Source organism: Rheinheimera fenheensis, assembly GCF_039871805.1.
GTDB lineage: Bacteria > Pseudomonadota > Gammaproteobacteria > Enterobacterales > Alteromonadaceae > Alishewanella > Alishewanella fenheensis.
In genome coordinates, this window is the sequence record NZ_JBDPJM010000015.1 from 38,047 (window position 1) to 58,494 (window position 20,448).

Genomic DNA, 20,448 nt, shown 5'->3' on the forward strand with positions numbered 1-20,448 from the left:
TATGAAAGTTTTCGCAATTGCACTGGCACTAGCCAGCAGCAGTGCCCTGGCCACCAACTGGCAGTTGGACAATAGCCAGTCGGCGTTACATTTTGTTTCGGTAAAAAATGATGTGGTAGCAGAAACGCACCGTTTTAAGCAGCTTAGCGGCCAGTGGGATGGCAGCAAAGTAGAAATCAGCATAGCGGTAAACAGCATGGATACGCAGATCCCTATTCGCGATGAGCGGATTTGGCAATATGTGCTAAACACCGGGCAATTTGCCGCCATCAACGTAACAGCGCCGCTGGCATCAGATAAGCTGGATAATCTTTCAGTAGGCCAGTCTAGCGTGCACACCGTGCCGCTGAGTGTGAATATTGCCGGCCAAACCAACGAGCTAAGCGCACAAGTACGTATTACCCGCTTAACGGATAAAAGCCTACAGGCCACGACAGAAGCGCCTGTTATGCTAAACACTAACAGCTTTAATTTGACTGCCGGTGTGGCCAAGCTGCAGGAGCTGGCGGGCTTAAAACGTATCGAGCCATTAGTACCGGTAAGTTTTAGCGTGCGGTTTAATCAGCAGTAGTTGTCGCTTAACCATAAAAAAAGCAGCCTTGGCTGCTTTTTTTATGCGTATCACAACCTAAAAGCCTAATTTAACTCCATAAAGGCCAGGCCAAGCTGATACACGTCTTCACTTTCCTGCGCACAGCGCATCACCTTGGCCACGGCATCCAAGGGTGGAATGCTGGCGTTGGCTGAGTCGAGCCGCACTCTAATCAGCGTGCCCATTTCCAGTGGTTCATCAATTTCAACCGCCATACCCGTAGCACTTAAGTCACGGCAAATACCATCGACAGTGCGGCCGGCTTCAGGATCGTTAATCAGCAGTTTTACGTCTGCGTTTACCATCATCCTGAAATAATGCCGGTTATCTCCTTTTGTTAACATAACGCCTCCCCAAGCGACAACAGCGTTAAGTTATAGAACTTTCCACCCTGGCTGTAAAGCCTGCTATGCAACATTACCGTGTTAGCCTTTAATATCAGCCACCGCATGCAGCACCCGTTTTACGGATACCGGATAAGCCGTGCCAAGCTGCTGCGCGTGCAGTGACACCTTAAGCTCCTGCAGCATCCAGTAAATAGCCTGCACAGGCTCAGGCAGCAGCTTGCTACCGGCAAATTTACCTAACAGCTTTTGATACGCATCTTCTGCTTTTTGATACTCGTGCATCAATAAGCGATCGCGCTGCGGGTCGACCGGCAGTTTCTCCAGCCGTTTTTGCATTGCCTGCAGATAACGCAGTATGTCATCTAACCTCGCCGCGCCATGGCTGCTGACAAAACCTTTAAATATAAGCTCGTCCAGCTGCTGTTTAATATCACCCTGCGACTGCACATGAGCCAAATCCACTTTGCCTTTTAGCCGTTTTTGCATGTCATGATACAGCGTCAGAATTTGCTCTACTTTTAGTGCTATCGCCAGTACCGTATCGCCAAGCTCAGCGCGAACCAACTCTTTTAATGCAGCAAATTCTGTTTCGGTCTCTGGCATTTTCTGCTGAGCAACCAGCGCATCGACACCGGCGGCAATACAGTCGTCTATCAGCTCCAGCACCCGGCCAAAGGGGTTAAAATACAGCCCTAGCTTGGCTTTGTTTGGTAACGACTCCTGCAAGTATTTCACCGGCGAAGGAATATTTAACAGCAGCAAACGCCGAAGCCCCTGCTTGCTGGCATGCAGCGCCTGCTGTGGGTTATCTAAAAGCTTAATCGCAACCGAATCACGCTCATCTACCAGCGCCGGAAAGGCTTTAATTTCATAGCCGGCCTGCAGTTTAACGTACTCGCGTGGCAAGGTACCAAAGCTCCACTGCGTCAGTTTATCCTGCTCTATGCCCTGCTCGGCAACCTGGCTTAAACTTTGCTGCACTTCGCCCTGTAGCCCCTGCTGTAACATACTTAACGAGCGGCTTTGCTGTAGCGTATTGCCCTTATCGTCCACCACTTTAAAGTTCAGCTTTAAATGTACCGGTATACTGGTGAGATCCCAGGCATCTTCCGGTATGGTCACGCCCGACATGCGCTTTAACCGCTCAGTAACCACCGCCAGCAGTTTACCCTGCTCAGGTGCGATACTTTGCATTAATGCATCCGCATAGTTGGGCGCCGGCACAAAGTTGCGCCGGTATTGTTTGGGTAGCGATTTAATCAGCGCCACTAACAGCTCATGACGCAGCGCGGGAATAAGCCAGTCAAAGCCGTCATCTTCCAGCTGATTTAGTAGCGCCAGCGGGATGATCAGGCTAACACCATCGTCTATCTCGCCGGGGGCAAAGTGATATTCCAGCGGCAGCGTTAAATTGCCCTGGCGCCAGCTTTCCGGGAATTTATCCGCGGTGATATCACTGGCATCACGATTAAACAGGCTGCTCGGGTCAAAATTTAAGTAGCTGGCATCTTCGCTGCGCTTTTTCTTCCACCACTTGGCAAAGTCGATACGGTTATTAGCCCACTGCGGAATACGCTCGGCATAAAACGCCGCCAGAGTTTCTTCTTCCACCAGAATATCGCGCCGGCGCGACTTTTCTTCCAGCGCAGTCACATTGTCGATAAGTTGCTGGTTGTGCTGTAAAAATGCTTCGTTAGTGCCAAGCTCCTGCCCCACAAGCGCCGCACGGATAAACAGGGTATGACATACCGCAGGATCGATTTTACTGTACAGCACGGCGCGCTTGGGCACGATCACAAGGCCATACAAACTGACCTGTTCATAGGCGATAACTGCACCGCGTTTTTTCTCCCAGTGCGGCTCACTGTAGCTGCGGCTGACTAAATGCTCTGCCAGTGGCTCTATCCACTCGGGCTCAATTTTGGCCAGGGTGCGGGCGTACAGCTTACTGGTCTCCACCCATTCGGCCGCCGCTACCCACTTGGGTTTACGTTTAAACAAATGGCTGCCGGGGAACACATAAAAACGGGTTTGCCGCGGGCCCAAATAATCGGCCTCAGAATCCTTAAAACCGACCTGGCCCAATAAGCCACTGAGCACCGCCTGATGAATAGCCTGATAACCGGCACTCTGGCTATTTACACTGTAACCCTGCTCCTGCATTAACTGGGTTAACTGGCCGGTGAGGTCCTGCCACTCGCGCACGCGCAGGTAATTTAAAAACTCCTGGCGGCATAACCGGCGAAACTGGTTATTGCTCAGCTGCTCTTGTTGCTCCAGCAGGTACTGCCACAGTTTTAACCAGCTGGCAAAATCAGAATCCGGATCGGCAAAGCGGCTATGGCACTGATCGGCTTTTTGCTGCTTGTCTAATGGCCGCTCACGCGGATCCTGAATTGATAACGCGGAGGCCAACACCAGCATATCACCTAAGCTGCCGTTATCAGCGGCAAACAGCACCATCCGTGCCAGCCGCGGATCGATTGGCAGCCTTGCGAGCTTTTTACCAAGCTCAGTCAGCTTAAGGCCAGTTTTGTCACGCTGAAGCGGTATAGCGCCAAGCTCTTCGAGCAGTTTAATACCATCGTTAATAAAACGGCTGTCCGGCTTTTGCAAAAAAGGAAAGGCGGCAATATCCCCCAGCCCCAGCGCCAACATCTGCATAATGACTGAGGCTAAGTTAGTGCGCAGAATTTCCGGATCGGTAAACTCCGGCCGGCTGTTAAAATCTTCTTCGCTGTACAGGCGAATACAAATACCGGCCGCTACCCTGCCACAGCGGCCTTTGCGCTGGTTAGCACTGGCTTGGCTAATGGCTTCGATCGGCAGTTGCTGTACTTTTGAGCGGTAACTATAGCGTGATAACCGTGCGGTACCGGGATCTATCACATAACGAATGCCTGGCACCGTTAGTGAGGTTTCTGCCACGTTGGTAGCCAGCACAATGCGCCTGCCGGCATGGCTTTGGAAAATACGGTTTTGCTCGGCCGCGCTCAACCGCGCGTACAATGGCAACACCTCGGTATGCGGTAGCTTGAGTTTTTCCAGTGCATCGGCAGTGTCGCGGATTTCACGCTCGCCGTTTAGAAAAATCAGAATATCGCCCGGCGGCTCGCGGTAAAGCTCCTCTACCGCATCAAAAATGCCCTGCAGCTGATCGGCGTCTTTATCGTCCTGCTCGCTAACCGGCCGGTAACGGGTTTCTACCGGGAAGGTGCGGCCGGAGACCTCTATTACCGGAGCATTAAAAAAGTGCCGCGAAAAACGCTGTGGATCGATAGTGGCCGAGGTGATAATCAGCTTCAGATCCGGCCTTTTGGGTAATAACTGCTTAAAGTAGCCCAGCAGAAAATCGATATTCAGGCTGCGCTCGTGCGCTTCATCAATAATGATAGTGTCGTACTGGTTTAAAAACCGGTCTTGCTGAATTTCAGCCAGCAAAATACCGTCGGTCATCAACTTAACAAAGGTGTTGTCACCGGTGTGATCGCCAAAGCGGATCTTATACCCCACCTGATTACCCACCTGACACTGCAGCTCTTCGGCAATGCGGTCACAAACACTGCGCGCCGCTAAGCGCCGTGGCTGGGTATGGCCTATCATACCGGCAACGCCGCGGCCCAGCTCCAGGCAAATTTTTGGAATTTGCGTGGTTTTACCGGAACCGGTTTCACCGGCAATGATCACTACCTGATTGGCGGCAATCGCGGCTTTTATATCATCTTTTTTCTCAGATACCGGCAGCTGCGGCGGATAACCGACCTTAGGCAAATTCTCCGCCCGCGCGTTTCGTAATGCTTCAGAGCGGCTGACATCGGCCGCAATACGGTTAAGCTGCGCCGTTAAGGCGTCATCGCTAAGAGTTGTGCAGTGTTGCAGGCGGCGACGCAGGCGAAACTGGTCTTTTAACAGACAGTTGGCAATACGGGATTTAAGATCAGAGACAGAGATAACAGCTTCAGACAAAACAACGCCCTCATTAACAGAGGGCGCCATGCTACCAAGAGCGGCAGGTAAAGATCCAGCGCTACCGCTATCCTACCTTGCCATAATGCGAGTGCAGCTCTTTATCAATTGCACCCAATACATCAGAGCGGGTAATAATGCCCAGTAGATGGCCATCGTCATCTACCACCGGATACAGTTTGGGTTTGGCTTTTAACATGGTTTGCGCCAGATCGATAATGCCATCATAACTTTTTACCGTCAGCACTTCGGTGTTCATTACATCGGCCACCCGCGCCGCTTGCTGGTCGTGATAGGTCGACATTAACATGCGCTGCAGGCAATCCTGCTCAGAGATAAAACCGATGATTTTCTTCTGCTCGTCAATTACCGGGCCACCAGTCTGACGACCACGAATTAAGCGGTCTACCGCCATTTCTACCGGCATTTCGGCGCTAAAGGTTACCGGATAGCGGTTCATATAATCTGCGACTTTAAGTAAATCCATGCTTCCCCCTGCACTAATACATTGAGCATCAGGCTCCTGATAAGGTTAGCGCAAATTCACCGCTTTGCCGTAAATTCAGTTGCCTGGTGCAAAGATTTCACTCACCGCCTTACCACCCTCGGCTTTTAATGCGCGGTACATGCCTTCGGTATTAAAGGTCCAGCTTAACTGGCCTTTATTATCGACCACGATGACACCGCCATCACCACCGACCGCTTTTAACTCGGCCAGCACTTCCTTGGCCGCTGCCGCTGCTGATTTTCGCTGATATTTCGCCCGGGCACAGATATCGCTGGCCACCTGATAACGGATAAAAAATTCACCATGGCCGGTGGCCGACACGGCACACTGGTTATCGGCAAAATTACCGGCGCCGATAACAGGTGCATCACCGATACGGCCATAACGCTTGGCGGTCATACCACCGGTAGAGGTCGCCGCCGCCAGGTTACCCTTGCGATCAATCGCCACGGCGCCAACCGTGCCCATCTTCCAGGTCGGATCATAGGGTAATGCCGCCTGATGCGGCAGCGGCGCTATCGCCTGTTTCGCCCGCTTGAGTGCTTCATAACGAAATTCAGTATTAAAGTAGCTGTTATCTACCAATTCCAACTGCTGCTCTTGGGCGAACTGTTCAGCGCCCTTACCAGCTAACATCACATGCACCGATTTCTCCATCACCGCCCGCGCCAATAAGATTGGGTTTTTCACATTAGTAACACCGGCTATGGCACCGGCATTGCGGCTTTTGCCATCCATAATAGACGCGTCCAGCTCGTGCGTTTCATCAAAGGTGTAAACCGCGCCTTTACCGGCATTAAACAGGGGCGAATCCTCCAGTATGGTAACTGCTGCGGTAACAGCATCTAAACTGCTGCCACCGCGCTCTAACACGCTGTAACCCTGGTCTACCGCATGAGAAAGCATGGCATGGTAAGCCTGCTCTTGTGCCGGCGTCATGCTGTCACGGCTAATGGTGCCGGCACCGCCATGGATCACTATGCCAATAGGTGCTTTTGCAAGGCTGGGCAGCGCTAAAACAGTCAGTACAGCAGCGAGTAATAGTGTTTTCATTGAGCAATCCTTGTGCTGTGATGTCATTCTTTGTACTTGATTTATCACAAAATCACAACCGGTTGCCCTATTTGCGAATTTTCATCGTAAAAAACCCATAAAATAGCGATTAATTTGCGCTAAAGTTAAAGCATTACGTGGAGGCTTTATGAAACAAAACGCAGCATTTCTTGTCTGTTTAGCAACACTCTTTTTGTCTGCTTGCGCATACAACAGCCACGTCAGTAGTGTCGTTGAAAGTAGCCAACTGTTTACAGATTACCCTTTTTCCGGAATCGCTGAAGCTCCTGAAACACCTGAAGAAATTTTTGCACTACCGAAGCACGTTAAGCAGGAGCTCATGCAACTTGTTGCTGACGAATATGTTGCAGAGCAACGGGCTAAAGCTGTGCTTGAGTATATTTTCTCTTTTGCTGAGGATGGGCTTCTATACGACAGTGCGGCAACAAGAACAGCAAGTGAAACGCTACAGATCGGTCAGGCGAATTGTTTAAGTTTGTCTATTTTAGCTTTTAGCATGGCAAAAGAACTAGGTATGGATGCCAGCTTTCAAGATGTACAGATCCCAGAATACTGGACTAATCAAATGGGACAGAGTTGGCTCAACGGTCATGTAAACATTAAACTGAAACAACAAAGCATAGTAGAGAACAGTATCGGTCGCTCACTACTGGGTAGTGATGTTGTTATAGATTTTGACCCAGACACCCTCAAAAAACGCTTTCCTGAGTACAAAATCGGCATAAATCGAGTTATAGCAATGTTCTATAACAACAAAGCAGCTATCGCTTACGCTGAAAAAAACTACGCCCAAGCGTACCGCTACTACGCAGCTGCAGCGAACGCAGATCCAAGTTTTGCGGTTACTTGGTCTAATTTAGCCATTTTGTATCGTCAACATGGACTGTATGATTTAGCAGAGGATAGCTACAAACACAGCTTAGCTATTGAACCTGATTCAAACAATACCCTAGCTAATCTCGCATTTTTATATCGCCAAACCGGGAATATCAGTAAGGCAGAACAGTTAGAGAACCGTGTTTTACAAAAAAGAAAAAATAATCCCTACTACTACATTATGCTAGGTAATGAAGCCCTTGAGAGTAGAGATACAGCTGGGTCAATACCCCATTTTAAACAAGCTATTACACTTGATAAAACAAATCATGAAGCTTATTTTGGCTTGGCAAAAGCACATTTTCTGGCCGGAGACAAAGGCCTGGCATCTCGATTTATGGCTAAAGCGAAGCAATACGCAGTTTACAAACAAGACCGCCAAAGGTATCAACAGAAACTAGCTGTTTTAAATCAGACTGCGAGGGTGTATTGAGCTGTAACTCACGACAGACCTCTGCTCGGGCAGCCCCATGCTCAGAACAAAAGGTACAGTTGCCTGTTGCGCCTCGGTAAACTCCTGCTTACAGCTTATGCCCTGCCAACCAATTTGGATCAGGCTTTGCGCCACCGCGCCACCTAAGCTGGCGCCTGGCCCCAGCAAAATAATATGCTCTGGGGCAAACTCTTTTACCGCCACCTGCAGTGCCTTGCTGAAATCATAGGTCTGGCATACCTGATGCTGCAAGGTGTAGCGCTGCAGTGCGGCTAAATCAGTGCCCCAACCCGGCCAGATCTGGCCACGCCCGTCGATCAGCGGCAGGTGTGGCTGACTAAAGCGCGAGGCTGGCCAAAGCGCCAGGGCTTTATCCGAGCCACTTTGCATTAATGGAGTGTGAAAGGCAGCGTGGCCTGGCAGCAACAGCGGAAAACGTTCCTCACAAGGCGGTAAGGCCGCCATTGCCGCCGTTACCGCGTTATCGGTGCCGGCCAGTACTGCATAACCGCCATAGACTATGGACACAAAAAGCGCGCCAGCGTGTTGCTGCAGCAGCTGCTGCACCCGCGCCGTGCGCTGGCTATCGGTTTGCCAGTTATCATCAAGAAGCGGATAAATAAACTGCATACCGGCGCCATCTGCGGTAAGCCGCGCCATATCACTGACCAGTTGCATGCCGCTATCCGGTGCTAAAACACCGGCACAGCCCAGTGCGGTGTACCAGCCCATCGAATTACCGGTGACTGCCACGACGTCAAACTGCTCTGTATCTATACTGCGATAATCCTGCATACCGGCAGCGAATATTAGCGCGGCGGCATTTTCCGCTTTTAAATGTACGCTGCGGCTAAACTGGGCGGCGCCGTCCAGCTCGCTGACACTGGCAAGGCCAAGCTTGGCTCTTACCTGATCAAAGCTGGCTAACAAAGCACGATCTTTGGCATGCTGTGTAATGTAACCCAGTTCAGCCTTGTTGTAAGTGCCCCGGCCCGGGCACACCACCAGCGCCGTCTTTTTCATAACATCACCTGTTCAGTGGCAACCGTTAGCAGACTGAGTGCCTGTTGCACAATTTGCTGCTTCGATGGCAATACGGCATAAGCCGCGGCGCCAAGCGGAATAAAACTATCTTCAGCACACAGCCGCGCAATACTAAAGTGGGCGGGTTTAGCTTCGTGCAAAGCAGTAAACAGCTCTTCGCTTAACGAGCCACGCCGGCGGCACTCATCGACAATCAGTACTTTGCGACAGCCGGTTAAGGCTTTGACAATTAAATCTGTGTGCAGCGGCACCAGGGTACGTAAATCCAGTACGCGTAACTGGTAGCCCTGTGCAGCCAATTCAAGCTCGGCCTGCCGGCTTAAGTAATAACCATTGCCATAACTTATAATGGCCAGCTCATCGCCATCGCCATACACTGCAGGCTCTCCCAAAGCTGGTAGCGGCGTGTCGGGCGACGGATAATCATGACACCACAAAGCATCGCCATTGCTGACTAAATCGCGCGTCATATAAAGCGCTATAGGTTCAAGGAAAATCACCAGCCGCTTTTGCTGATGCGCAAGCGCAACCGCCTGCCGCAGCAGTAGCGCAGCGTCGTAACCATTTGACGGACAAAGCAGAATCACACCGGGGATGTCGCGAAACACAGCAAAAGAGTTGTCATTATGAAAATGGCCGCCAAAACCGCGCTGGTATGCCAGGCCGGCAATACGCACTACCATCGCATTATGGTACTGGCCGTTAGAGAAGAACGGTAAAGTCGCCGCTTCACCACGTATTTGATCTTCAGCATTGTGCACATAGGCCAAAAACTGAATTTCCGGTATCGCGATAAAGCCCTGCTGCGCTAACCCTATTGCCATACCCAAAATACTTTGCTCATCCAGCAGCGTATTAATGACACGGTTACTGCCAAAGGCATGGACTAAATGCTGGGTAACACCGTAAACACCGCCTTTTTTGCCTACATCTTCGCCAAACACCACAGTATTGCCATATTGCGCCAGCACATCATGTAGCGCCCAATTCAGCAGCTTGGCCAAATGCTGCTTTTTCCCCATATTGTGCTGATCAAAAGCCAATAGCTGCTGACGTGCCTCAGCGTTTGGCACTACCGGTACAGCTTGCGCATCGCGCATTGGGGCAATAGAAGCCATGACCTGCGCTGCACTGGTCAGCTTAGGCCGGCTGCTGGCAATGGCAGCCACCCGGCTAATTTGCGCCACCAGCGTATTTAGTTGCGTCAACAACTGCTCTGCACTCACCTCACCGCTGGCCAGCAGTGCCGCCGTGCTGCTAAGCAGCGGGTCTAGCTCCAGCTCAGCCTCAATTTGTGCCTTGGTACGGTAGGCCGCTTCGGCATCGGCACCGGCATGGCCAAATAAGCGCACGGTAGATAAATGCAGCACCGCCGGTTTACGTTTGCTGCGCACATAATCGGCTGCACGCCTTGCAACATGGTAGCTTTGCGCCAAATCGCGGCTGTCGGCAGCAAAATACTTCAGTGCCGGCCTGTCGGCCAAATCCTGCTCTATCCAGCCGCTGGGCGTGGGTGTAGAAATACCCAGGCCATTGTCCTCGCAGACAAACAGTACCGGCACCGGCACCTGCTGATAAGCGGCCCAGCAGGCTGAGTTAATCGCGCCCTGCGCGGTGGAATGATTGGCTGAGGCATCACCAAAGCTGCACAGCACTATGGCATCGGCCGGCCATTGACCGTCCAATCCCAGTCGTTTACTCAGGTCAATGGCAAAAGCCGCACCGACGGCTTTGGGCAACTGCGACGCTATAGTGCTGGTTTGCGGCGGGATATTTAGCACCAGACTGCCAAGCACCTTGTGGCGGCCGCCGGAGATCGGATCTTCACTGCTGGCACAAAACGACAGCAACATATCGTACAACGGTGTGCTGCCTGGCAGCTGTTTGCTGCGCTCAATAAAAAACGCACCGCTGCGATAGTGTAGAAACGCCGGATCAGTAAGCCTTAACGCCGCTGCCACAGCGGCATTACCCTCATGGCCAGCGCTACCTATGGTATAAAAGCTTTGGCCTTTGGCCTGTAATAAGCGTGACTGTAAATCCAGCAGCCGGCTACATAACTGGCTATGCCATAGCTGGTACAGCGTTGAAAAATCAATACTGTGGCTGCTACTGTGTAGCGGCAGCTTACCGCTGCTTAACCGGGCCCGGTATTCATTAACCCAGGGATGTACTGCTTCTGACATAGACGGACTCCGCTGCAAATGCTGCTGATTTGGCTACCGATGTGGCAAAGCGGCCCGCTTAAGCGCCGCTAAACGCCTGCAAGCCGGTTTGCGCGCGGCCTAAGATCAGCGCATGCACATCGTGGGTACCCTCGTAGGTATTGACTGCTTCGAGGTTCATTACATGGCGGATAACATGGTACTCATCAGCGATACCATTACCGCCGTGCATATCACGGGCAATACGCGCAATATCCAACGCTTTGCCGCACGAGTTGCGCTTAATCAGTGAAATTGTCTCTGGCGGTAACAGGTTCTGATCCATCAGCCGGCCGGCTTGCAAACAAGACAATAAGCCGATGCTGATTTCGGTTTGCATATCCGCCAGTTTTTTCTGAATGAGCTGGTTAGCCGCCAGTGGCCGGCCAAACTGAATACGATCCAGCGTGTACTGCCGGGCCGCATGCCAGCAAAACTCTGCCGCACCCAGCGCGCCCCAGGCGATACCATAACGCGCCTTATTCAGGCAGCCAAAAGGACCTTTTAAGCCACTCACATTAGGCAGCAGCGCCTCTTCGCCCACTTCAACGTTATCCATTACAATTTCGCCGGTGATCGACGCACGCAACGAAAACTTGCCGTCAATTTTTGGTGCCGATAAGCCTTTCATGCCTTTTTCCAGCACAAAGCCGCGAATGTCACCGTCTAATTTGGCCCACACGACAAACACATCGGCAATCGGCGAGTTGGTGATCCACATTTTGCTGCCATTTATTACATAACCGCCGGCAGTCTTTTTCGCTGTAGTGCGCATACTGGCAGGATCTGATCCCGCATCGGGTTCAGTTAAACCAAAGCAGCCCACCCATTCACCGCTGGCGAGTTTAGGTAAATATTTCAGCCGCTGTACTTCGCTGCCGTATTCGTGAATGGGGTGCATTACCAGAGAGGATTGCACGCTCATTGCGCTGCGATAACCACTATCTACACGCTCCACTTCACGCGCCACCAGGCCATAGCAGACATAATTCACTGCCGAGCAGCCGTATTTTTCCGGCAAGGTCGCGCCAAGCAGCCCCAACTCGCCCAGTTCATTCATAATTTCGCGGTGAAAATGCTCTTCACGGTTCGCCATCAACACCCGTGTTTGCAGCTTTTCCTGGCAATACTGGTGGGCGGTATCGCGGATCATCCGCTCTTCTTCCGTTAGCATGTTGCTAAATGCAAAAGGGTCCTGCCAATCAAAATGTGCACGTGCCATAGCAAATTCCTCAGTAAAACCAGCAAAGTAATTTTAGTTATCGCCAGAGTAGCCTGCTTTCATGTACAGTTAAAATATAATAATTCTGTATCAGGTATAGTTTTTAACTATGGATATCCGCCAACTCAGTTACTTTGTTGCCGTATATGAGCAAGGCAGTGTCAGCGCCGCAGCGCGCCAATGCTGTGTGGCACAGCCATCGCTATCGGCTGCCCTGCGCCAGTTGGAACAAGAACTGGGCGTCACCTTATTTATCCGTCTGCCAAAAGGGGTAACACCAACCGAAGACGGCGATAAGCTATACGGCCATGCCGGCCGCCTGCTTAGCCAATTGCAGTCGTTAAAAGCTTCGTTCAGCGAGCCGGTAGCTCGGGTAAAGTTCCGTTTGGGGCTTATTCGTGCTCTGGGCGTAGAGCGTATGAGTCAGTTGCTGCGCGAATTTAGTAATAGTGTGCCGGGGTTAGAGCTGCATTTAGTCGAGCCGGATGAGCCCTGTGATGCGCGTATTATTACGCCGCAGCTGCTTAAAGCCGGTGAAGCCTTTGCACCTATCTGGCACGACAGTTATTTGCTTGCGCTGCCGCCTGGTTCTGCCCTGATGCTGCAGGACAATATTGGCCTGGCCGATTTTGAAAACCTGCCGCTGATTAAACGCACCCCCTGTGATGCCTGGAACAGCCTTTACCCGGAGATGGTGCGCCGCGGTATTAAGCCTGATCTGCGCGCCAACATTCAAACCATCGAATACGCACTGGGGCTGGTATCCGCTGGTGTTGGCTGTGCGCTGGTACCGAACTTTGACAATATGCAGCAGCGCAGCGATGTATTATTGCGCCCTATTGCCGACGCAAAGCTGGAACGCACCATCGGCCTGGCATACCCGAAAAACAGCAGTAGCAATGCACTTGCAATGTTGTTACAGCAGTGTCAGCAGGCCAGCGCCCGTTAATTAGATCAGCAAAAGCATGTCACCTCTGTTGCCATACTGCTACACTGGCGCCACTAGCTACCGGTTATGATTTGACGATATTTATGAGCCAAAACGCCAGTTTTTACTTTCACGATTATGAAACCTGGGGCGCCGATCCTAAGCGCGACCGCCCGGCGCAGTTTGCCGGGATCCGAACCGATTTAGACCTGAATATTATCGGTGAGCCGGATGTCTGGTACTGCCAACTGGCCAATGACTACCTGCCGCACCCCCAAGCGGCGTTAATTACCGGCTTAACGCCTCAGCTGTGCAATAAAAAAGGCCTGAGCGAAACTGACTTTATGCAGCGTATTCTGCAACGCTTTAGTACGCCCAATACCTGTGTACTGGGTTATAACAACCTTCGCTTTGATGATGAAGTGACCCGCTATAGCCTGTACCGCAATTTCTATGAGCCCTATGGCCGCGAGTGGCAACACGGTAACAGCCGCTGGGACTTAATCGACATGGTGCGAGCTTGTTATGCGCTGCGTCCCGACGGCATTAACTGGCCACAGCGCGAAGATGGCAGCCCCAGCTTTAAACTGGAAGAGCTAACCCGCGCTAACGGCTTAGCTCATGAAAACGCCCATGATGCGTTATCCGATGTCTACGCCACCATTGCCATCGCCAGACTGATAAAAGAAAAACAGCCTAAACTCTTTAGCTATTTATTTGAGTTACGAAAAAAAGCCAAAGTGGCCGAGCTGATTGACGTCGCCGGTATGACACCGCTGGTGCATGTATCGTCAAAATTCCCGGCTACTCAAGGTTGTGTTAGCTGGGTGGTGCCGCTGGCATTTCACCCGACGAATAAGAATGCGGTGATTTGTTATAACCTGCAGGCCGACCCCACACCACTGCTGGAAGACGATATCGAGACCTTACAGCAAAAGCTGTACACCAAAACGACTGATCTGGCTGAGGGCGAACAGCGGCTGGGCTTAAAGCTTATTCATTTGAATAAATGCCCGGTTTTAGCACCAGCAAAAACCCTAACAGAACAGCGCGCCGCAGAATTTGGTATTGACAGAGCAAAGTGCCTGAAGCATTTAGAATTTTTACGCCAGCACCGTGAAGTGCAGGCCAAAGCTATTGAGTTGTATGAGCAGCTAAATGAGTTTGCCGCAGAAACCAACCCGGATTATCAGTTGTACAGCGGTTTTATCAGCGATGGTGACAAGCAAAAAATGGCGCAGTTGCATCAGCTAACGCCAGAGCAGTTGGCGGTAAACGCGCCGATGTTCAGTGACGAGCGCCTCAACAGTCTGCTGTTTTTATACCGTGCCCGCAACTACCCTTACAGCCTGACTGACAGCGAACAGCAAAAATGGCAGCGCTACCGCACGGATAAACTGATGCATGGACTGGATAACCCAAATTTAACGATGGAAGACTTTAGCCTGGCGCTGGAAAATCTGGCGCATGAGCACGCCAGTGATGAGCAGAAGATGAAAATTCTTAAATCACTTTACCTGTATGTGCAGAGTTTATAAAACACCGGTTGCAATCAGACCTTGAATTTCGTTAGCAATACGTGAATACTTAGCACCATCTTGTCGGAGTGCCCAGCTGTTTACAGCGGGCTGAGACCGTGAAAACGGGATCCGTTGAACCTGATCAGGCTAATACCTGCGAAGGGAAACAAGGGGAAATACAGCATTTAACCCAGGCCAAATCCGCCCGTCGGATTTGCTGACTGTTATAACCTGCCCCCACTCCGGACAAGCAACCTCAACTTGTTAACCGGAGCTTGCTATGTCTGCTACACCTTTATCAAAACGTGAGTTACGCGCCCATGCCCGAGCCTATATTCAGGCACTGCAAGGCGAAAACTTTCCCGGATCCAGCCGTCGTTACCTTGAATGCGGTCAAAGTGGCATTAAAGTGCCCGTACGGGATATTCACCTTAGTCCCAGCCGTTTAGCCGATGGCAGCCTTCAAGCTAACCCGTCACTGCCGGTGTATGACACTTCGGGCCCTTATGGCGACCCCACGCAGCCGTTAGATGTACTAAAAGGCCTGCCTAAGCTTCGGCTTAACTGGATTAATCAGCGCGGTGATGTAGCCCCCTCGCCCGAGCTGCCATATGCCGATATCGCACTGGATGAACAGATCACCGAATTTGAGCATCAGCCGCTTAAAGCCAAGCCTGGCAAAACAGTCACCCAATTACACTATGCCCGTGCCGGCATTATTACGCCAGAAATGCACTTTATCGCCCTTAGGGAAAATATGGCCACAGCAGATGATGGCGTCAGAACCCATCAGGGCGAAAGCTTTGGCGCAGCTATCCCTAAGCAAATCACCGCAGAATTCGTGCGCCAGGAAGTGGCCGCCGGCCGCGCCATTATTCCGGCCAATATTAACCACCCGGAAGCAGAGCCGATGATTATTGGCCGCAACTTTAAAGTTAAGGTCAATGCCAATATCGGTAACTCGTCGGTTAGCTCCAGCATTGAAGAAGAAGTGGAAAAGCTGGTGTGGGCCACGCGCTGGGGCGCAGATACCGTAATGGACTTATCTACCGGCCGGCGCATCCACCAAACCCGTGACTGGATTATCCGTAACAGCCCGGTGCCTATTGGTACAGTACCGATTTATCAGGCGCTGGAAAAAGTAAACGGCGATGTCAGCCGGATAAACTGGCAGGTGTTTTATGACACCTTAATCGAGCAAGCTGAGCAAGGGGTCGATTACTTTACTATTCATGCCGGGGTGTTAAAAGATTTTGTTGCCTTAACCGCGAAGCGGGTAACCGGCATCGTCTCACGCGGTGGTGCAATTATGGCGCAGTGGACAAGGTTGTATAACGAGGAAAGCTTTTTATATCAGCATTTTGAGCAAATTTGCCAGCTCTGTGCAGCTTACGATATTTCATTATCACTGGGTGACGGCCTGCGCCCAGGTAGTATTGCCGATGCCAACGATGAAGCGCAATTTGCCGAGCTGCGCACCCTGGGCGAACTGACCAAAATTGCCTGGCGCTATGATGTACAGGTGATGATAGAAGGCCCGGGCCATGTGCCGATGCAGCTTATTCAGGAAAATATGACTGAGCAGCTAAAGCATTGCCACGAAGCACCGTTTTATACTTTGGGCCCGCTGACGACCGATATTGCACCGGGTTACGATCATATTACCTCTGGCATAGGTGCTGCGATGATTGGTTGGTTTGGCTGCGCCATGCTGTGCTATGTTACGCCAAAGGAGCATCTCGGCCTGCCCAACAAAGAAGATGTAAAACAAGGTCTTATCGCTTACAAAATTGCCGCCCATGCGGCAGATCTGGCCAAAGGCCATCCGGCAGCGCAGCAAAGAGACAATGCCCTGTCTAAAGCCCGCTACGAATTTCGCTGGCAGGATCAGTACCATCTGGCACTGGACCCTTTCACCGCTAAAGCTTTTCACGATGAAACGCTAAGCCACGAAGGCGCCGATACCGAACAGTTTTGCTCAATGTGCGGACCGAAATTTTGCTCAATGCGGCTTAACCAGCAAGTTCAGCAGCAAGAGGCATTAACTGATGCTTGAGCAATTATCTAAAGCAAAACCCATCGTCTGGACTATTGCCAGTTCAGACAGTGGCGGTGGCGCCGGCATTCAGGCGGATTTACATACTTTTGCGGCAATGGATTGCCATGGTTGCAGTGTAATTGCGGCTGTCACGGCGCAAAATAGCACAGAAGTGGTTGGTTATGAGGCTGTGAGCCCTGCATTGTTTATCACCCAACTGAATTGTCTGCTTGAGGATATGCCACCTAAAGTAATTAAAATAGGGCTGATTCCTGATGCCGGATTGTTGGAGCAATTAGCCAGCTGGCTGGCGCAACATAAAACGGAATATTCTTTTGTGGTTGTAGCCGATCCGGTGCTAAGTAGCAGTAGCGGCTATAATTTTGTCCGGCAAAGCACACTGAGCCTCTGGCGGCAAAAGTTGTTACCCTTGCTGGACCTTATTACCCCCAACCTGCCGGAACTTTCCCTGCTTAGTCAGTTGCCGCACTCTGAGAGTGAGTTGCAAGCTGAGCAATTATTGCAATGGGGCGCAAAAGCCGTACTGGTAAAAGGTGGCCACAATAGCAATACAGTCGATATCACTGATCAGTTTGTCAGCCCAAACAGTCGCTTTCAGCTTACCCTACCCAGGCTCAGCGCGGTGCATAACCACGGCACCGGCTGCGTTTTATCCAGCGCAATAGCAGCAGCCTGGGCTCATGGTTATGAGCTTGCGGATAGTATTATTGTTGGCCGAGCTTATTTGCAACAAGCGCTGTGCCACAGCTACGCGACAGGCAAAGGCGCCGGTAGCTTACAGCATCACGGCTGGCCGACAGAGCCGCGCTATTTTCCCAAACTAAAACAGCCGCAAGATACTCACTACGATACGCTCAGCTTTGCCGCCATCACCGACCCTATCGGCTTTTATCCGGTGGTGGACAGTGTGCAATGGCTAAAACGTTTGCTGCCACTTGAACCGGACGTTATCCAACTACGCATAAAACATGGCGCTGCTTTGGAAATTGAACAGCAGATAGCCGAAGCTGTGGTATTAAGCCGCGACTACAAATTGCGGCTACTTATCAACGACCACTGGCAGCTGGCAATTAAATACGCTGCCTATGGCGTGCATTTAGGCCAGGAGGATTTAGCTGAAGCAGATTTACCTGCAATAGCTGCCGCCGGTTTACGTCTGGGCATTTCAACCCACAGTTACGCTGAAGTATTACGTACGCGTCAGTTACAGCCGTCTTACATCGCATTGGGGCATATTTTTGCCACCCAAACCAAGCAGATGCCATCACAACCCCAAGGCTTAACCAGGCTCAAGCGCTACGCAGCACTCTGTAGCGATATGCCAACTGTCGCGATAGGCGGTATTAGCGCAGAACGGCTTGATGCAGTGTTGCAGTGCGGTGTATCCGGTGTAGCCGTGGTATCTGCCGTTACCGCGCAGGCTGAACCTGAACAGGCATTTTCACGCTTTAAACATCACGTGGAGCAACATTATGCACATTTTGCTTAACGATACCTCATTACAACTTGCTGATGACAGCACCTTAGTGCAACTGTTACAGCAACAACAGTTAACCACTGAGGGCCTGGCAATCGCAGTGAACAATAGCATTATCGCTAAACGCCTTTGGCATGAGTATCAGTTGCAAAATCATGATCAGATACAACTATTTCAGATAGTGACAGGAGGCTGACCTTGCTGACAATTGCAGATACAACCTTGCACAGCCGCCTGCTGCTAGGTAGCGGAAAATTTGCCAGCCCACAGCTGATGCAACAAACTATAGAGGCCAGTGGCAGCCAGATGGTTACACTTGCCATAAAGCGACTGGAGTTAGATAAACCCCGGGATGATTTATTGACGCCACTGCGGGCGATGAAAATTCAGTTGCTGCCAAATACCTCTGGCGCTAAAACTGCGAAAGAGGCTATTTTTGCCGCTGAACTGGCACGCGATGCACTACAGACCCACTGGCTAAAACTGGAAATTCACCCTGACCCGCGCTATTTAATGCCCGATCCTATCGAAACCCTACTTGCTGCCGAACGGCTGGTTAAACTGGGCTTCGTGGTACTGCCCTATTGCAGTGCTGATCCGGTGTTATGTAAACGGCTGGAGCAAGTTGGCTGCGGGGCAGTCATGCCACTTGGCGCTGCTATTGGCTCTAATCAGGGCTTACAAACCCGCGCCATGCTGGAGATTATTATCGAGCAAGCCACAGTGCCGGTGATCATAGACGCCGGGCTTGGCGCGCCATCACATGCTGCTGCAGCGATGGAGCTAGGTGCCTCAGCCGTACTGGTGAATACTGCTATTGCGGCAAGCCAGGATCCGGTAGCAATGGCAGGCGCCTTTGCACAAGCTGTAAGTGCAGGACGCATAGCGTATAAAGCCGGCTTAGCTGCCACACAGGCCTATGCAGCAGCGTCAAGCCCGCTAACTGATTTTCTGGCGGCACTATGAGTTTTACCCAACAGTGGCAACAACAAAGCTGGCAGGAACTACAGCTGCAAAGCCGTAATTTCAGCCTGATTGATGTGCAAGCCGCGCTGACCAAACCGCGGCTTGGTATACCAGATTTGCAGGCACTGCTCTCACCGGCTGCTTTACCACTACTGAGTGCGTTGGCAGCTAAAGCACAGCAACTGACCCGGCAACGGTTTGGCCATACAGTGCAGTTTTATGCACCGCTGTATTTGTCCAATCTGTGCGCTAATGAGTGCACGTACTGCGGTTTTTCACTCAGTCAAAAAGTAAAACGGCGTACCTTAAACCTGGCGGAAGTAGCACAGGAATGTCGCGCGATAAAAATGCTCGGTATAAATCAGGTGCTGCTTGTGACAGGTGAGCACGAGCGTAAAGTCGGCATAGATTACTTCTGTGAAGTGCTACCGTTAGTCCGCAGCTACTTCAGCACTGTGCAGTTAGAAGTACAGCCACTAAACAGCGCTGAATATAGCAAGCTAAAGGCGCTTGGTATCGATGCAGTGATGCTATATCAGGAAACCTATAATGCTGCGGCGTATAAGCAGTATCATCTAAAGGGTAAAAAAAGCGATATCCACTGGCGGCTTGATGCACCAGACCGCGTGGGACAAGTCGGTATTGATAAAATCGGCCTCGGTATTTTGCTTGGTCTTAGTGATTGGCGTACTGACGCCATATTGCTGGCACAACATCTGCGTTACTTACAACAACACTACTGGCAATGCCGTTTTAGTTTATCCGTGCCGCGTATCAGGCCATGCAGTGGCGGTAGTACGGTAGCAAACCCCATCAGTGACAAAGAACTGATCCAATTGATTTGCGCTTTTCGATTGTTTGCACCAGAGCTGGAAATTAGCCTGTCAACGCGTGAATCTGCCACATTTCGCCAGCATGTGGTGCCGCTGGCCATAACCAGTGTCAGTGCCGGCTCAAAAACCCAACCCGGCGGTTACAGCGTTGAGCCAGAAAATCTGGAACAATTTAGCACTGACGATAACCGCGCGCCGGCAGAGGTAGCCAAAGCTCTGATGCAAAAAGGTTTACAACCGGTTTGGAAAGACTGGGACAGCTTTTTAGGCCGTTAAGCGCAAAACAAAAACCCCGCTCTAGAGAGCGGGGTTGGTATTGGGAGCCTGGCGGTGAACTACTCTCGCATAGCGAATGCTACACTACCATCGTCGCAGCTGCGTTTCACTTCTGAGTTCGGA

General features: G+C 51.3%; 16 protein-coding genes and 1 riboswitch. Of the genes, 9 read left to right on the forward strand and 7 right to left on the reverse strand.

The annotated features are described in order from the left end of the window. Nucleotide 1 precedes the first annotated feature (1 nt). Nucleotides 2-571, forward strand: a complete 570-nt coding sequence (locus tag ABGI61_RS16140) for a YceI family protein (protein WP_347603200.1) — start codon at nucleotides 2-4, stop codon at nucleotides 569-571. A gap of 65 nt (nucleotides 572-636) precedes the next feature. Here ABGI61_RS16140 and ABGI61_RS16145 read toward each other — a convergent pair whose 3' ends face one another. The 4 genes from ABGI61_RS16145 to ABGI61_RS16160 form a co-directional block, all read right to left on the reverse strand. After that, a complete protein-coding gene (locus ABGI61_RS16145) occupies nucleotides 637-936 on the reverse strand; it encodes a PilZ domain-containing protein (RefSeq protein WP_347603203.1) in 300 nt (99 codons plus the stop codon). A gap of 81 nt (nucleotides 937-1,017) precedes the next feature. Continuing rightward, nucleotides 1,018-4,935 (reverse strand): ATP-dependent RNA helicase HrpA, encoded by a 3,918-nt coding sequence (gene hrpA / locus ABGI61_RS16150; protein WP_440590662.1) that lies wholly within the window; start codon nucleotides 4,933-4,935, stop codon nucleotides 1,018-1,020. A gap of 37 nt (nucleotides 4,936-4,972) precedes the next feature. Then, complete coding sequence (locus ABGI61_RS16155) at nucleotides 4,973-5,392, reverse strand: CBS domain-containing protein (RefSeq protein WP_347603209.1); 420 nt, start codon at nucleotides 5,390-5,392, stop codon at nucleotides 4,973-4,975. Nucleotides 5,393-5,467: 75 nt separating this feature from the next. After that, complete coding sequence (locus tag ABGI61_RS16160) at nucleotides 5,468-6,466, reverse strand: isoaspartyl peptidase/L-asparaginase family protein (protein WP_347603212.1); 999 nt, start codon at nucleotides 6,464-6,466, stop codon at nucleotides 5,468-5,470. Between the two features lie 148 nt (nucleotides 6,467-6,614). On the opposite strand from ABGI61_RS16160, the gene ABGI61_RS16165 reads away from it, so the two are divergent. Continuing rightward, a complete protein-coding gene (locus tag ABGI61_RS16165) occupies nucleotides 6,615-7,796 on the forward strand; it encodes a tetratricopeptide repeat protein (RefSeq protein ID WP_347603215.1) in 1,182 nt (393 codons plus the stop codon). Here ABGI61_RS16165 and ABGI61_RS16170 read toward each other — a convergent pair. From ABGI61_RS16170 to ABGI61_RS16180, 3 genes are read right to left on the reverse strand one after another with little or no spacing between them, the layout of a single operon-like run. Next, nucleotides 7,770-8,819, reverse strand: a complete 1,050-nt coding sequence (locus ABGI61_RS16170) for a malonyl CoA-ACP transacylase (protein WP_347603217.1) — start codon at nucleotides 8,817-8,819, stop codon at nucleotides 7,770-7,772. The genes ABGI61_RS16165 and ABGI61_RS16170 overlap by 27 nt on opposite strands. Continuing rightward, on the reverse strand, nucleotides 8,816-11,026 hold the full coding sequence (locus ABGI61_RS16175; protein WP_347603220.1) for a thiamine pyrophosphate-dependent enzyme: 2,211 nt from the start codon (nucleotides 11,024-11,026) through the stop codon (nucleotides 8,816-8,818). The genes ABGI61_RS16170 and ABGI61_RS16175 overlap by 4 nt, the downstream gene beginning before the upstream one ends. 58 nt (nucleotides 11,027-11,084) lie before the next feature. Then, nucleotides 11,085-12,266, reverse strand: a complete 1,182-nt coding sequence (locus ABGI61_RS16180) for an acyl-CoA dehydrogenase (RefSeq protein ID WP_347603222.1) — start codon at nucleotides 12,264-12,266, stop codon at nucleotides 11,085-11,087. 109 nt (nucleotides 12,267-12,375) lie between these two features. Here ABGI61_RS16180 and ABGI61_RS16185 point away from each other — a divergent pair, with 109 nt between their 5' ends. The 7 genes from ABGI61_RS16185 (at nucleotide 12,376) to thiH (ending at nucleotide 20,325) form a co-directional block, all read left to right on the forward strand. Continuing rightward, the gene (locus ABGI61_RS16185; protein ID WP_347603224.1) at nucleotides 12,376-13,215 is read left to right on the forward strand and encodes a LysR family transcriptional regulator; all 840 of its coding nucleotides are present in this window, start codon (nucleotides 12,376-12,378) and stop codon (nucleotides 13,213-13,215) included. Nucleotides 13,216-13,286: 71 nt separating this feature from the next. Then, entirely contained in the window at nucleotides 13,287-14,732 is a 1,446-nt protein-coding gene (gene sbcB / locus ABGI61_RS16190; protein ID WP_347603227.1) for an exodeoxyribonuclease I, read from the forward strand. 54 nt (nucleotides 14,733-14,786) lie between these two features. Next, nucleotides 14,787-14,897: riboswitch (TPP riboswitch) on the forward strand. Between the two features lie 97 nt (nucleotides 14,898-14,994). Further along, nucleotides 14,995-16,770: a phosphomethylpyrimidine synthase ThiC gene (gene thiC, locus ABGI61_RS16195; protein WP_347603230.1), complete on the forward strand. Its 1,776-nt coding sequence runs from the start codon at nucleotides 14,995-14,997 to the stop codon at nucleotides 16,768-16,770. Further along, nucleotides 16,763-18,262 carry a thiamine phosphate synthase gene (gene thiE, locus ABGI61_RS16200; RefSeq protein WP_347603233.1) on the forward strand — a complete coding sequence of 500 codons (1,500 nt, stop codon included), beginning with the start codon at nucleotides 16,763-16,765 and terminating at the stop codon, nucleotides 18,260-18,262. Before thiC ends, thiE begins: the two co-directional genes overlap by 8 nt. Further along, nucleotides 18,246-18,446, forward strand: coding sequence for a sulfur carrier protein ThiS (thiS, locus tag ABGI61_RS16205; RefSeq protein WP_347603236.1), 201 nt, complete (start codon nucleotides 18,246-18,248; stop codon nucleotides 18,444-18,446). The genes thiE and thiS overlap by 17 nt, the downstream gene beginning before the upstream one ends. A gap of 2 nt (nucleotides 18,447-18,448) precedes the next feature. Further along, nucleotides 18,449-19,216 carry a thiazole synthase gene (locus tag ABGI61_RS16210; protein WP_347603239.1) on the forward strand — a complete coding sequence of 256 codons (768 nt, stop codon included), beginning with the start codon at nucleotides 18,449-18,451 and terminating at the stop codon, nucleotides 19,214-19,216. Continuing rightward, nucleotides 19,213-20,325, forward strand: a complete 1,113-nt coding sequence (gene thiH / locus ABGI61_RS16215; RefSeq protein WP_347603242.1) for a 2-iminoacetate synthase ThiH — start codon at nucleotides 19,213-19,215, stop codon at nucleotides 20,323-20,325. The genes ABGI61_RS16210 and thiH overlap by 4 nt, the downstream gene beginning before the upstream one ends. Nucleotides 20,326-20,448: the final 123 nt, after the last annotated feature.

Excerpts from the sequence above, each read along its gene's own strand:
- ABGI61_RS16140 (WP_347603200.1), top strand. The coding sequence starts at position 2 with ATGAAAGTTTTCGCAATTGCACTGGCACTAGCCAGCAGCAGTGCCCTG.
- ABGI61_RS16145 (WP_347603203.1), bottom strand. The coding sequence starts at position 936 with ATGTTAACAAAAGGAGATAACCGGCATTATTTCAGGATGATGGTAAAC.
- hrpA (WP_440590662.1), bottom strand. The coding sequence starts at position 4,935 with ATGGCGCCCTCTGTTAATGAGGGCGTTGTTTTGTCTGAAGCTGTTATC.
- ABGI61_RS16155 (WP_347603209.1), bottom strand. The coding sequence starts at position 5,392 with ATGGATTTACTTAAAGTCGCAGATTATATGAACCGCTATCCGGTAACC.
- ABGI61_RS16160 (WP_347603212.1), bottom strand. The coding sequence starts at position 6,466 with ATGAAAACACTATTACTCGCTGCTGTACTGACTGTTTTAGCGCTGCCC.
- ABGI61_RS16165 (WP_347603215.1), top strand. The coding sequence starts at position 6,615 with ATGAAACAAAACGCAGCATTTCTTGTCTGTTTAGCAACACTCTTTTTG.
- ABGI61_RS16170 (WP_347603217.1), bottom strand. The coding sequence starts at position 8,819 with ATGAAAAAGACGGCGCTGGTGGTGTGCCCGGGCCGGGGCACTTACAAC.
- ABGI61_RS16175 (WP_347603220.1), bottom strand. The coding sequence starts at position 11,026 with ATGTCAGAAGCAGTACATCCCTGGGTTAATGAATACCGGGCCCGGTTA.
- ABGI61_RS16180 (WP_347603222.1), bottom strand. The coding sequence starts at position 12,266 with ATGGCACGTGCACATTTTGATTGGCAGGACCCTTTTGCATTTAGCAAC.
- ABGI61_RS16185 (WP_347603224.1), top strand. The coding sequence starts at position 12,376 with ATGGATATCCGCCAACTCAGTTACTTTGTTGCCGTATATGAGCAAGGC.
- thiC (WP_347603230.1), top strand. The coding sequence starts at position 14,995 with ATGTCTGCTACACCTTTATCAAAACGTGAGTTACGCGCCCATGCCCGA.
- thiE (WP_347603233.1), top strand. The coding sequence starts at position 16,763 with ATGCTTGAGCAATTATCTAAAGCAAAACCCATCGTCTGGACTATTGCC.
- thiS (WP_347603236.1), top strand. The coding sequence starts at position 18,246 with ATGCACATTTTGCTTAACGATACCTCATTACAACTTGCTGATGACAGC.
- thiH (WP_347603242.1), top strand. The coding sequence starts at position 19,213 with ATGAGTTTTACCCAACAGTGGCAACAACAAAGCTGGCAGGAACTACAG.